This is a genomic window from Rhodovulum sulfidophilum DSM 1374 (genome assembly GCF_001633165.1).
GTDB classification, from domain to species: Bacteria; Pseudomonadota; Alphaproteobacteria; order Rhodobacterales; family Rhodobacteraceae; genus Rhodovulum; species Rhodovulum sulfidophilum.
Window position 1 is genome coordinate 2,932,438 of record NZ_CP015418.1, and the last position, 13,494, is coordinate 2,945,931.

The window sequence follows — 13,494 nt, forward strand, 5'->3', positions numbered from 1 at the left end:
CGCGAGCAATCATGCAGTCCCGCGTGACGACGGACTCGCCCAATGCAGCCGCTACCGTGCCCCGCGGTCGAGGATGTGACCAGCCATCCGGCGGCCCGACTGCCGCCCCGCCCCTCATGCGGCGGGCAGGACGCGGTTGGCGGGCGATCCGACCGTGGGAGCCATCTGCGGCCCTATCTCCGAAGCGCCGCTGACGATCCCGCGCGTTGAACTCAACCGGGTCGGCGCGGCGCTTGCCAGGGGCCGGGACAGCATCGTCCGACCGACCGGTTCCGACCGGGTCTTGCCGCTGCCGACAGATCAGGGGCAGGACAGGCTCAGGCCAGCCCGGTTTCGGTCCGGCCGCGCCGGTCGCGGCGCAGATTCGCGTAAAGCACGTGATTGCGCCAGCGCCCGTTGATCTGCAGATAGCTCTGGGCCACGCCCTCGTATTTGAAGCCGCATTTCTCCAGAACCCCGCGCGAGGCGGCATTCTCGGGCAGGCAGGCGGCCTCGATCCGGCTCAGGTCCTTCTGGGTGAAGGCATAATGCACCACCGCCTCGATCGCCTCGCGCATATAGCCCCGGCGGGCATGGCATTCGCCGACCCAGTAGCCAAGCGTGCCCGATTGCGAGGGCCCGCGGCGGATGTTGTCGAGCGTGATCGCGCCCAGAAGCGCATCATCCGAGCGGCGGAACAGGAACAGCGGCACCGCCGAGCCCGACCCCAGCGCCCGCTGCGCCCAGTAGACCCGGTTGGTAAAGGCCTTGCGCGCCAGATGGTCGGGCGACCAGGTCGGCTCCCAAGGCGTGAGGAAGGCCATGCTTTCGGCCCGGAGCATCGTCCAGGGCTGAAAATCGGCATGTGCCGGCGGGCGCAGGGTCATGCGCTCGGTCTCGATCCGGACCTTGCGCCTGAGGCCCAGCATCAGGCCGCAAGCCTGCCTTGCAGCGCGTCAAGCGCCGGCGCCCCCGAGACGGGGCCATAAAGGGCCAGCGCCGGACGGCCGTCGAGGGTCAGCCGGGAGGCGAACTCGCGCACCGCCTCGGTCGTCACCGCGTCGATCTGGGCGACGGTCTCCTCGACCCCGGGCACGCGGTCCCAGATCGAGACCAGCCGCGCCAGCCGCTCGGCCCGGTTCGACGGGCTTTCCAGCCCCATCAGCAGGCCTGCCTTCATCTGGACCTGGGCCCGCGCGATCTCGGCCGGGCTCATGTCCCGGGCGGCACGGGCCAGCTCGGCCATGGTCAGTTCGGCCATCGGCCCGACCTGCTCGGCGCTGGTGCCGGCATAAAGCGTCATCATCCCGGTATCGGCATAGGCGCCGGTCTGGGCGAAGACGGTATAGCAAAGCCCGCGCTTCTCGCGCAGTTCCTGGAACAGCCGCGAGGACATGCCGCCGCCCAGAGCGGTCGAGAAGACCTGCGCGGTATAGATCCCGGGGGTGCGATAGCCCGGGCATTCGAAAGCCAGCGCCATATGCGCCTGCTCGAGCGGCTTGATCTCGCGCCGCTCACCGCTGGCGAAGCGCGCCGGTTCCAGCGCGCCGCGCGCGACCGGTTCGCGGTCCGAGAACAGCGCCTCGGCCAGGCGCACGATCTCGGCGTGATCGACGGCGCCCGCCGCCGACAGGATCATCCGGTCGGGCGAATAATGCTTGCCGATGAAGCGGAACAGGTCCTCGCGGGTAAAGCCGCGCACCCGTTCGGCGGACCCCAGGATCGAGCGGCCCAGCGCCTGACCGGGATAGGCGACCTCCTGCAGCCAGTCGAATATCACGTCATCGGGCGTGTCCAGCACCTGCCCGATTTCCTGCAGGATCACGCCGCGCTCGACCTCGATCTCGTCCTCGGAAAAGAGCGGATTGATCAGGATGTCGGCCAGCACGTCCAGCGCCAGCGGAACGTCGGCCTCGAGCACGCGGGCGTAATAGGCCGTCATCTCGCGCGAGGTATAGGCGTTGATATAGCCGCCGACATCCTCGATCGCCTCGGCGATTTCGAGCGTCGTGCGCTTCTCGGTGCCCTTGAAGGCCATGTGTTCAAGGAAATGGGCGATGCCGTTTTCCTCGGGCTGCTCGTCGCGCCCGCCGGCCATGATCCAGATCCCGATGGCGGCCGATTTCAGACCGGGCATCCGCTCGGTGACGATACGAAATCCGTTCGGCAGCCTGTGCAGCTCGACGCTCAACGCTTGCGCCTTTCATTGATGAGGGCTTCGAGGGCGGCAAGGTCGTTCTCGACCGGGCTCACCCGTTCCGGCCGGTCATACAGATCGGCCATCGATTTTGGAAGGGGGGGCCGCAGGCCGGTGGCGGCCTCGACCGCATCGGGGAATTTTGCCGGATGCGCGGTGGCAAGCGTCACCATCGGCGCGGCCGAGGCGGGCTGTTCGGCCGCGACCTTCACGCCGACCGCCGTATGCGGGCAGATCGTCAGCCCGGTCGCGGCGAAGGTGGCGCGGATGGTCTCGGTGGTCTCGGCCTCGGACGCGCGACCCGAGGCAAAGGTTTCGCGCAGGAATTCCAGCGCACCCTGGCTGATGGCAAAGCCGCCCTGCGCCTTCAGATCCTCCATCTGCCCGGCCACGGCGGCGCCGTCGCGGCCATAGGCCTCGAACAGCGCGCGCTCGAAGTTGGAGGAGACCTGGATATCCATCGACGGGCTGATCGAGGGCGAGACGCCCTTCGTTTCATAGGCCCCGCCGGTCAACGCCCGGTGCAGGATGTCGTTCTGGTTGGTGGCGATCACCAGCTTCTCGATCGGCAGCCCCATGCGCCCGGCGATGTAACCCGCGAAGATGTCGCCGAAATTGCCGGTCGGCACGGTGAAGCGCACCGGCCGGTGCGGCGCGCCAAGCGAGACCGCCGAGGTGAAGTAATAGACGACCTGGGCCAGCACCCGCGCCCAGTTGATCGAGTTGACGCCCGCAAGCCCGACCGCGTCGCGGAACTCGAAATGGTTGAACATGTCCTTCAGCCGCGCCTGGCAATCGTCGAAATCGCCCTTCAAGGCCAGCGCATGGACATTGTCCTCGGCGGGGGTGGTCATCTGGCGCCGCTGCACCTCCGAGACCCGGCCCTCGGGGAAGAGGATGAAGACATCGACATTGGGCAGGCCGCGGAACGCCTCGATCGCGGCCGAGCCGGTATCGCCCGAGGTCGCCCCGACGATGGTCACCCGCTGGCCCGAGCGCTCGAGCGCCGCCTGGAACAGCTGGCCGATCAGCTGCATCGCGAAGTCCTTGAAGGCCAGCGTGGGCCCGTGGAACAGCTCCAGCAGGAAGTGGTTCGGGCCGATCTGGGCCAGGGGCGCGCGGGCGGCGTGGTTGAAGCCGCGATAGGCGCGGGCGATGATCGCCTCGAATTCGGCATCCGTGAAGGCCTCGCCGATGAAGGAGCGCATCACCCGGAACGCGGCCTCCTCATAGGACAGCCCCGCCAGCGCCGCGATCTCGTCGGCCGACATCGCCGGAATGGTCTCGGGCACGTAAAGCCCTCCATCGCGGGCCAGCCCGGTCAGCATTGCCTCTTCGAAACTCAGAACCGGGGCCTGTCCCCGGGTCGATACATAGCGCATTGCCTGCTCTTCCCCTCAGCTTGCCGCCTGATACGCCACAGATCGGGCCATGTCACCCCGGGGCAAACGACGGAAGCGCGGTACGACGGGATCACGGGGCGGAGCGCCCCGGCCCGGGCGGCGGCCCCGAAAAGGGGCGGTCCTGAAAACGAGCGTTGGGCCTGAAAACAAAATGTCCGGCACCGCGGGAGCGCGCGGCACCGGACACTTGATGGGTCGGACCCGGCACTCGCCGTCCCTTAGGCGGCTCATGTGGAGCGACATGAGCCGATTACCCGGTTCCCTGCTTGGTGCCTTTCGGCATCCTTGCGGTGCACTGCGCCTGGATCGCGTCGCACCGTTGCATCTTGTCCCAAGACAAACATATTGAGCAGGGCGGCACAAGCGAAACCTGCGACATTCCGCCGCTTTTTCCAAAGCCCATCCGCGCCAAGTCAGGAGCCCCCATGCAACACCCCCCGTTCCGCCCTTTCGAGACCGCACTCGACCGCGACCGGGCGCTGCTTCTGCTGCAGGCCGCCACGCTGGGCGCCGAGGATGGCGAGCTGTTTCTCGAACGGCGCCGCTCGGAAATGCTGAGCTTCGATGACGGGCGGCTCAGGACGGCAAGCTATGACGCCTCCGAAGGGTTCGGCCTGCGCGCGGTGCACGGCGAGGCCTCGGGCTATGCCCATTCCAGCGACATCTCGGAAGCGGCGCTGAAACGCGCGGTCGAGACCGCACGGCTGGCGGTGGCCGAGGGCGGCGGCACGCTGGCGCTGGGGCCGCAGCCGACCAACCGGCGGCTCTATACCGATGCCGACCCGCTGGCCGAGGCCCCCTTCGCGCTCAAGATCGACACGCTCCGCGAGATCGACGCCTTCGCCCGGGAGCTCGACCCCCGCGTGGTGCAGGTGACCGCCTCGCTCGCGGCCTCGCTGCAGGAGGTGGTCATCCTGCGGCCCGACGGCACGCTTCTTTCCGACATCCGGCCGATGACCCGGCTCAATGTCTCGGTGATCGTCGAGGAGAACGGCCATCGCGAATCGGGCAGCGATGGTGGCGGCGGCCGCACCGGGCTGGCCGGGCGGATCGAGCGCAGCAGCTGGGAGGCCTCGACCCGCGAGGCGCTGCGCATCGCGCTGGTCAATCTCGAGGCCGAGCCCGCCCCGGCCGGGACGATGGACGTGGTGCTGGGGCCGGGCTGGCCCGGCATCCTGCTGCATGAGGCGGTCGGCCACGGGCTCGAGGGCGATTTCAACCGCAAGGGCAGCTCGGCCTTTGCCGGGCTGATGGACCAGCAGGTGGCGGCGAAGGGCGTGACGGTGATCGATGACGGCACCATCCCCGACCGCCGCGGCTCGATCAGCTTCGACGACGAGGGCACGCCCTCGAACCGCACCGTGCTGATCGAGGATGGCGTGCTTGTGGGCTACATGCAGGATCGTCAGAACGCGCGGCTGATGGGGCTGAGCCCCACCGGCAATGGCCGCCGCGAAAGCCATGCCCATCCGCCGATGCCGCGGATGACCAATACCTGCATGCTGGGCGGCGATACCGCGCCTGCCGACATCCTGGCCGGGCTGAAGGACGGGATCTATGCCGTGGGCTTCGGCGGCGGGCAGGTCGACATCACCAATGGCAAGTTCGTCTTCAGCTGCACCGAGGCCTACCGGGTGAAGAACGGCAAGGTCGGGGCGCCGGTCAAGGGCGCCACGCTGATCGGCGACGGCCCGGCCGCGATGAAGCAGATCCGGGCCATCGGCAACGACATGGCGCTGGATCCCGGGATCGGCAATTGCGGCAAGGCCGGCCAGTGGGTGCCGGTCGGCGTGGGTCAGCCGACGCTGCTGATTGGGGGGCTGACGGTGGGCGGCGCCGGGGCCTGAGCCCCGGGCGGTCCCCGATATTCCAATGGCTTGCCGGGGCCAATCCCGACATTTCGCGTAAAAGGCGAAATTCTGGAATTCGTTCACCTTACGTTAACCCATTTCACGGCACATTGGGTTCACGGATGAGCGGAGCTGCGAAACGTGGAGATTGTTTCTTCCTACCACCCCCTCGCACCACCCACCCGGGAAGACACCCTGGTTACGTGGCTTCGTCTCATCCGGTCACGCCGTGTCGGTGCAACCACCTTCTTCCGCCTGCTCGAAGATCATGGCAGCGCCGCGGCGGCGCTGGAGGCCCTGCCCGAGATCGCCAGGCAGGCGGGGGTTCGCGATTACACCCCCTTCCCCCTGGATCTGGCCGAGGCCGAGATCGCCCGCGCCCGCAAGCTGGGCGCCGTCGCACTTCTGCATGGCGACCCGTCCTACCCTCCTGCCCTCCACGACCTTGCAGATGCGCCCCCCGTGCTCTGGGCCCTTGGCCGCACCGATCTGACCCGACGCCCGATGGTGGCGCTGGTCGGGGCGCGCAACGCCTCGTCGCTGGGGATGCGCATGGCGCGGCGGCTGGCCGAGGGGCTGGCCGAGGCCGGCTATGTGATCGTCTCGGGTCTTGCCCGCGGCATCGACCGCGCCGCCCATATCGCCGCGATCGAGACCGGGACCGTCGCGGTGCAGGCGGGCGGGATCGACGTGCCCTACCCGGTCGAGAATTCAGGGCTTGCCGAAGAGATCGGGCAGAAAGGACTGCGGCTGTCCGAACAGCCCCCCGGGCTCGAACCGCAGGCGCGCCATTTCCCGCAGCGCAACCGCATCGTCTCGGGGCTCGCCCGGGCCGTGGTCGTGGTCGAGGCCGCCAGCCGCTCCGGCAGCCTGATCACCGCCCGCGCCGCGCTCGATCAGGGCCGCGAGGTGCTGGCCGTGCCGGGCCATCCCTTCGATGCCCGGGCCTCCGGCTGCAACATGCTGATCCGCGACGGCGCCGTGCTGGTGCGTCACCCCGAGGATGTGCTGGACGCGCTCGGCCCCGCGCCCCGGCCGGCGGCGGCCGCCCCCGCCAAGCCGCCGCCGCGGATGACCGAGGTGCCCGAGACCCCGGCCGAGGCCCGCCGCGCCGCGCCGCCCGATACGGCCGCGCTTCATGCCCGCATCCTGGACCGTCTCGGCCCCTCTCCCTTGGCCGAGGACCAGTTGATCCGCGACCTCGGCCTGCCGGCGGGCACCGTCACCTCCGAACTCCTGACGCTGGAACTCGACGGCCGGATCGCCCGGGCGCCGGGCGGGCTTCTGTCGCGCCCGGTCTGACCGGCTCTGCCCCGCACCCGCAACCTACGGGCATGACGCGGCAGCGCCTCAACCATGAAGCGAAATTCGCCATGCGCCCTTCCGTGCATTGACATTCGCGCCCTCCCCCCCACATCTTGCGCCGCCAAGCCACCCGCCGCCATAGTCGAGAGAAATCCATGCCCGTCGTCGTTGTCGAGTCCCCGGCCAAAGCCAAGACAATCAACAAGTATCTGGGCTCCGACTACACGGTTCTCGCCTCTTACGGGCATGTTCGCGACCTGCCCCCGAAGGACGGATCGGTGGATACCGAGCAGGGATTCGAGATGACCTGGGAGGTCGCCTCGGACAGCAAGAAGCATGTGAAGGCCATCGCCGACGCGCTGAAAGAGGACAATGCGCTGATCCTCGCCACCGACCCCGATCGCGAGGGCGAGGCGATTTCCTGGCATCTGGAAGAGACGTTGCGCGCACGCCGCGCGATCAAGAAGGACACCGCCGTCAGCCGGGTCGTCTTCAATGCCATCACCAAATCGGCGGTGACCGAGGCGATGAAGAACCCGCGCGACATCGACGAGCCGCTGGTTCATGCCTATCTCGCGCGCCGTGCGCTCGACTATCTGGTGGGCTTCAACCTGTCGCCGGTCCTGTGGCGCAAGCTGCCGGGCGCAAAATCGGCGGGCCGGGTGCAGTCGGTCTGCCTGCGGCTCATCGTCGAGCGCGAGATGGAGATCGAGGCCTTCCGCGCCCGCGAATACTGGACGGTCTCGGCCCAGTTCGCGACGCCGCGCGGCCAGATCTACGAGGCCCGGCTGATCACGCTTGGCGGCCAGAAGCTCGACAAATTCGACCTCGGCACCGCGACCGATGCGGAGCTGGCGGTCAGGGCCATCGAAAGCCGCGCGTTCACCGTCGCCGCGGTCGAGGCCAAGCCCGGCACCCGCAACCCCGCGCCGCCCTTCATGACCTCGACCCTGCAGCAGGAAGCCAGCCGCAAGTTCGGCTTTGGCGCGCGCCAGACCATGCAGGCGGCGCAGCGCCTTTATGAGGCGGGCATCATCACCTACATGCGGACCGACGGCATCGACATGGCCCCCGAGGCGGTGATGGCCGCGCGCGACGCGATCAAGGACCGCTACGGCGCCGAATATGTTCCGAAATCGCCCAGGATGTACAAGAACAAGGCCAAGAACGCGCAGGAAGCGCATGAATGCATCCGGCCGACGGACATGACCCGCGACCCGTCCAAGCTGCGGGTGACCGACGAGGACCAGCGCAAGCTTTACGATCTGGTCTGGAAGCGCACCATCGCCAGCCAGATGGAAGCCGCGCGGCTGGAACGCACCACCGTCGATGTCGAAAGCGCGGATCGCGAGGTCGTGCTGCGCGCCACCGGCCAGGTCGTGCTCTTCGACGGGTTCCTCAAGGTCTATGAAGAGGGCCGCGACGATAGCGAGGATGGCGATGACCGCCGCCTGCCGCAGATCGCGCAGGGCGACCCCGCCCGGCCCGCATCGGCCGACCGCTTCGCCGCCGATTACGCGACGCTCGCGGGCACCGGCAGCGCCGCCCGCGACGGCCAGCCGATCGAGGCGCCCGGGGATGAACCGGTGCTGCGCTGCGACCGGGCGATCCTCGATGCGACCAAGGCGATCCTCGCCCAGCAGCATTTCACCCAGCCGCCGCCGCGCTATACCGAGGCCACGCTGGTCAAGCGCATGGAGGAGCTCGGCATCGGCCGGCCCTCGACCTATGCCTCGATCGTCACCACGATCCAGGATCGCGGCTATGTGCTGAAGGACAAGAACCGGCTGGTTCCCGAGGACAAGGGGCGGCTGGTGACGGCCTTCCTGTCGAATTATTTCAGCCGCTATGTCGGCTACGAGTTCACCGCCAACCTGGAAGACGAGCTTGACGACGTCTCGGCCGGTGCACGCGACTATCACGAGGTGCTCGAGCGCTTCTGGAAGGATTTCTCGGCCGCCATCGCCGAGACCGCCGATCTGCGGATTTCCGAGGTCCTCGACAAGATCGACGACGTGCTGGCGCCGCATCTCTATCCGCCGCGCGAGGACGGGTCCGACCCGCGGGTCTGCCCGAAATGCGGGGCCGGCCGGCTGAACCTCAAGACCGCGCGGTCTGGCGGGGCCTTCATCGGCTGCACCAACTACCCCGAATGCCGCTATACCCGCTCTCTCTCGGCGGTGAACGGCGATGACAGCTCGGAGCTCGACGGCAAGGTTCTGGGCCATGACGGCGAGGACGAGATCAGCCTGCGCATCGGCCGCTTCGGCCCCTATGTGCAGCGCGGCGAGCCCACCGAGGAGGAACCGAAACCGCCGCGGGCGAGCCTGCCCAAGGGCTGGAAGCCCGAGGAGATCGACCTCGAGAAGGCGCTGATGCTGTTGAGCCTGCCGCGCGAGATCGGGCCCCATCCCGAGGATGGCGAGACCGTCGAGGCCGGGATCGGACGCTATGGCCCCTTCGTCAAGCATGGCCGGAAATACGCCAACCTGCCCGATGTCGAGGAGGTCTTCACCATCGGCATGAACCGCGCGGTCGAGGTTCTGGCGCAGAAGAAGACCCGCGGCGGCGGCACGGCGGCGAAACCGCTGCGCCAGCTTGGCGAGCATCCCGAGAAGGGCGGCGCCATCGATGTCATGGCCGGACGCTACGGGCCCTATGTCAAATGGGAGAAGGTCAACGCGACCCTGCCCAAGGATGTGGAACCCGAGGCTGTGACGCTGGAACAGGCGGTCGAGCTGATCGATGCCAAGGCGGCCAAGGGCGGCAAGACCAAGGCTAAGGCCAAGGCGAAACCGGCCGCCGCCAAGACCGGGAAGACGGCCGCAAAGAAGACGACCGCCAAGACCACCGGGACCAGGGCCAAGACCACCAAGGCGAAGACCTCGGACTCGGCCGGGTAACCGCCCCGCCTGGCCGGATCGCATGAATGCACGACGCGGTGAGCGGATTTGATTGGTCGGCGCGGGCCCGCTGTTCCAGATTGCGCCCCGGAGGCAAGGGTCCGGACAGGTTCCGGGCCCGAGAAGAAAAGGGGCAGAGTCATGACTGACCGGAGCATGTCACGCCGAAAGGCACTTTTGGCATTTGGCGCAACCTTTGGAACGGGCCTTGCCGCCCCCGCGCTTCTGCGCGCCGAGCCCGCGCCGATGACCCGCCGCAACATCTCGAGCTTTTCGCAGCAGAGCTGGCGCGAGCATTTCGATAAGCTGGGCAAGGCCGCGATCGTGGCCGATACCGCCTCGCGCGCCCTGCATTTCTGGAGCGGCGATGGCGAGGACTACAGGATCTATCCGACCTCGGTGCCGATCAGCGAGGATCTGACCAAGCGCGGCTATACAAAGGTGGTGCGCAAGCGGGTCGGGCCCGACTGGACCCCCACCGCCTCGATGGTCGAGCGCAATCCCGATCTGCACTACATGCCGCCCGGCCCCGACAATCCGCTGGGGACCCATGCCATGTACCTGTCCTGGCCCGCCTATCTCATTCACGGCACCCATGACACGCGCAAGATCGGCCGGCCGTCTTCGGATGGCTGCATCGGGCTTTACAACGAAATGATCGCCGAGCTCTACGCTATCACCCCCGTAGGCACCCAGGTCCGGATCATCTGATCTGGACCGCGCCGCAGAGAGGCCTCCCGGGTCACGGCGGCGCGCCGATCGGGCGGCCTGTCTTCCGCAAGCCGACGCGCCCGTGCGGGGGAAGGTTCCGGTATTTCCTGCGAAAGCCGTTCCAGGGCGCCCTCACCCAGGCATCGTTTTCGGCAGGAAGGATGAGGGGGCCGGCGGCCATATCGGGTGTCTTGACGATCCGCGACCTGCCCGGGGCGTCGCTTTCACAGGTCTCGACCGCCATTCCGATTTCGCCGAGGCTATGATCCGCCCGGCCTTGCAGGCAGGTCAAAGCGCAAGCTGTCCAGGGTCTCGTCCGTCAGTTCGCGAAATACTGTCGGAGCGCACCCGGTCATGGCGCTCAAGCCTTAGGTCGCGCCTATTTGGAGAGATGTGCGAATGGCAGTCATCCGCCTGTCGACCAACGCGTCGATACTGCCCGCGACCGGGTCCTCTTCCGTCATGTCCAACCGGTCCCCATCTACAACGATAGTCCTTGACGTCGGATCGCTTGCCGAAAGACTGGCCAGCGTCGTGTTGATCCCGAACAGATTGCAGGCGGCCATGACATCCCTGGTCCCGCGCGTGACACTGCCTCATTCACCCTCGGTCAGGGCGCCATGGCGAATGACCGAGGCCAGATCCCGGTCGAGATCGGCCGCGAACATCTCATCCACAGCCGTCCGCAGGGCCGCCAGTTCACTGGAGATTAGGGGCCGGATGGCCTCCAGTACATCCGGGCCTAGTGCGACAGACTGCCTTTCGACGCAACGCTGCGGGACGGGTCGCTGTAGCCCCCGCTCATGCCCGCGCCCTGCGAGCTGCCGAAGGCCCCAGAAAGGACTCTGTAAGCGTGCGCCTCGCCGGTTGGCCGCGGCGAGGGCGGCTGAAACGGCGGCAATGTCATCTGCGTCAGGGACCGGCTCACGAACATCCTTGCCTTCTCGACCGCGGGGTCCGATCCGGTGCCCCGGAAAATAACCCGTCTGAATCAAGCTCCGTCCCGGAGGTGGCCGCGGCATCCCCGGTCCCGGCAAAGGGCGGCAAGGGGCACGCCCGGCAACCTGTCGCGCCCACGGATCCCAGCAGATTGACTCCCCCGTGACCGTTCGCCACAACTCTGTCCAGAGGATCAGAGGGAGAGGTTCATGAAGAAAATCTATGGCACTGCCGCCGAGGCCCTGGACGGCCTGCTGGCAGACGGCATGCTCATCGCCGCCGGAGGCTTCGGGCTCTGCGGCATACCGGAGCTTCTGATCCAGGCGATCCGCGAGGCAGGCACCAAGGATCTGACCTTCGCCTCGAACAATGCCGGTGTCGATGATTTCGGCATCGGGCTGCTGCTGCAGACCCGCCAGGTCAGGAAGATGATCTCGTCCTATGTCGGCGAGAATGCCGAATTCATGCGGCAATACCTGTCGGGCGAGCTCGAGCTGGAATTCAACCCGCAAGGCACGCTGGCCGAACGGATGCGGGCGGGCGGCGCCGGCATTCCGGGCTTCTATACCAAGACCGGCGTCGGCACCGTCATCGCCGAAGGCAAGGAGCACAAGGAGTTCGACGGCGAGACCTATATTCTCGAACGCGGGATCGTGGCCGATCTGTCCATCGTCAAGGCCTGGAAGGCCGACGAGACCGGCAATCTCGTGTTCCGCAAGACCGCCCGCAACTTCAACCCGCCCGCCGCGATGTGCGGCAAGGTCTGTGTCTGCGAGGTCGAGGAGATCGTGCCGGTGGGCAGCCTCGAGCCCGACCAGATCCACCTGCCGGGGATCTACGTGCACCGCCTGATCCAGGGCGAACACGAGAAGCGGATCGAACAGCGCACCACGCGCGCGGCGTAAGGGAGGGGAAAAGCATGGCCTGGGATCGCAACCGGATGGCGGCGCGCGCCGCAGAGGAACTCAAGGACGGGATGTATGTCAATCTTGGCATCGGCATTCCGACCCTGGTGGCGAATTACATCCCCGAGGGCGTGAACGTCACGCTGCAATCGGAAAACGGGATGCTGGGCATCGGCCCCTTCCCGATCGAGGGCGAGGAGGACCCCGACCTCATCAATGCCGGCAAGCAGACCATCACCGAGCTGCCGCATTCGGCCTATTTCGACAGCGCCACCAGCTTTGGCATGATCCGGGGCGGCAAGATCGCGATGGCGATCCTCGGCGCGATGGAAGTGGCCGGGAACGGAGATCTGGCGAACTGGATGATCCCCGGCAAGCTGGTCAAGGGCATGGGCGGCGCGATGGATCTGGTCGCGGGCGTCGGCCGGGTGGTGGTGGTGATGGACCACACCAACAAGCATGGCGACTCGAAGCTGCTGAAGGAATGCACCCTGCCGCTGACCGGCACCGGGGTGGTTGACCGGATCATCACCAATCTGGGCGTTCTCGACGTGGTCGAGGGCGGGTTGAAGATCGTCGAATGCGCCGAGGGCGTCACCGAGGACGAGATCCGGGCCGCGACCGAGGCCCACATCGTCGACTGAGCGCCCTGCCTCGACACCGCCCGACAAAAGAAAGGCCGCGCCGGTTTTACCGACGCGGCCTTTTCATGCAGCCCATCCGGCCCGGTATCGCAACCGCGGCCGGAAGACCTGATCAGTCGCCATTCGCCGCATTATAGGCCGCGATGGCCGCAACCCGGGGGTTGGTGATGGTCTGGGCCGCCGGCCCGTTGTCGCGGTGGCCATGCGCGGCCACGTAGCCGTTATCGCTTTCCGCGGCGAGCGAAGCCACCACCTTGGCCACGCGGGCATCGGCATAGCCCGAGGACGACATCGTGGTCGAAGAGGCCGGGCTGAACCAGACCCGCGCCAGCGGGCCGTCTTTCTCGGCGGCGGCCTTGAGTTCGATCAGCTGGCTGGCGCTATAGGTGCCGGGCTGGACGCCGAGATCCTGTTCCAGCTGGGTCTGGGCGAAGACGGGGGCAGAGAGTGCAACGAAAGCGGCTGCGGTCAGGGCAAGGGTTTTCATGGGTTTGTTCCTTTAATGTGCGTTTCGGCGGCTCGGTGCCGTCGCATGAGGCATAGATGTTACTAAAACTCTCCACTTTCAATGCACATAACCTTACTTGACTGATATTTTTGGTTCGCATACGCACATATAGACGTCAAAAATTCGCCAGATCTCGTCTCGAATGGAACA

The 13,494-nt window shown here is 67.1% G+C and carries 10 protein-coding genes; 6 read left to right on the forward strand and 4 right to left on the reverse strand.

What is annotated here, in order from left to right; all coding sequences use genetic code 11:
* Positions 1-317: 317 nt before the first annotated feature.
* The 3 genes from A6W98_RS13785 to thrC are packed head-to-tail and all read right to left on the reverse strand — an operon-like array spanning position 318 to position 3,558.
* Positions 318-908: a GNAT family N-acetyltransferase gene (locus A6W98_RS13785; protein WP_042462357.1), complete on the reverse strand. Its 591-nt coding sequence runs from the start codon at positions 906-908 to the stop codon at positions 318-320.
* A complete protein-coding gene (locus A6W98_RS13790) occupies positions 908-2,170 on the reverse strand; it encodes a M16 family metallopeptidase (RefSeq protein ID WP_042462359.1) in 1,263 nt (420 codons plus the stop codon). Before A6W98_RS13790 ends, A6W98_RS13785 begins: the two co-directional genes overlap by 1 nt.
* Complete coding sequence (gene thrC, locus A6W98_RS13795) at positions 2,167-3,558, reverse strand: threonine synthase (RefSeq protein WP_042462360.1); 1,392 nt, start codon at positions 3,556-3,558, stop codon at positions 2,167-2,169. The genes A6W98_RS13790 and thrC overlap by 4 nt, the downstream gene beginning before the upstream one ends.
* Before the next feature lie 446 nt (positions 3,559-4,004).
* Here thrC and tldD point away from each other — a divergent pair, with 446 nt between their 5' ends.
* The 6 genes from tldD to A6W98_RS13840 all read left to right on the forward strand — a co-directional run bounded on the left by tldD (position 4,005) and on the right by A6W98_RS13840 (position 12,836).
* Positions 4,005-5,426 (forward strand): metalloprotease TldD, encoded by a 1,422-nt coding sequence (tldD, locus tag A6W98_RS13800; RefSeq protein WP_042462362.1) that lies wholly within the window; start codon positions 4,005-4,007, stop codon positions 5,424-5,426.
* A gap of 150 nt (positions 5,427-5,576) precedes the next feature.
* Positions 5,577-6,731, forward strand: a complete 1,155-nt coding sequence (gene dprA / locus A6W98_RS13805; RefSeq protein WP_042465124.1) for a DNA-processing protein DprA — start codon at positions 5,577-5,579, stop codon at positions 6,729-6,731.
* A 158-nt stretch (positions 6,732-6,889) separates the two neighbouring features.
* Positions 6,890-9,637, forward strand: coding sequence for a type I DNA topoisomerase (gene topA, locus A6W98_RS13810; protein ID WP_042462364.1), 2,748 nt, complete (start codon positions 6,890-6,892; stop codon positions 9,635-9,637).
* A 141-nt stretch (positions 9,638-9,778) separates the two neighbouring features.
* The gene (locus A6W98_RS13815; RefSeq protein WP_042462365.1) at positions 9,779-10,348 is read left to right on the forward strand and encodes a L,D-transpeptidase; all 570 of its coding nucleotides are present in this window, start codon (positions 9,779-9,781) and stop codon (positions 10,346-10,348) included.
* A gap of 1,148 nt (positions 10,349-11,496) precedes the next feature.
* A complete protein-coding gene (locus A6W98_RS13835) occupies positions 11,497-12,192 on the forward strand; it encodes a CoA transferase subunit A (RefSeq protein ID WP_042462374.1) in 696 nt (231 codons plus the stop codon).
* 14 nt (positions 12,193-12,206) lie between these two features.
* On the forward strand, positions 12,207-12,836 hold the full coding sequence (locus A6W98_RS13840; RefSeq protein WP_042462376.1) for a 3-oxoacid CoA-transferase subunit B: 630 nt from the start codon (positions 12,207-12,209) through the stop codon (positions 12,834-12,836).
* A gap of 112 nt (positions 12,837-12,948) precedes the next feature.
* Here A6W98_RS13840 and A6W98_RS13845 read toward each other — a convergent pair whose 3' ends face one another.
* The gene (locus A6W98_RS13845; RefSeq protein WP_042462378.1) at positions 12,949-13,323 is read right to left on the reverse strand and encodes a hypothetical protein; all 375 of its coding nucleotides are present in this window, start codon (positions 13,321-13,323) and stop codon (positions 12,949-12,951) included.
* Between the last annotated feature and the right edge of the window lie 171 nt (positions 13,324-13,494).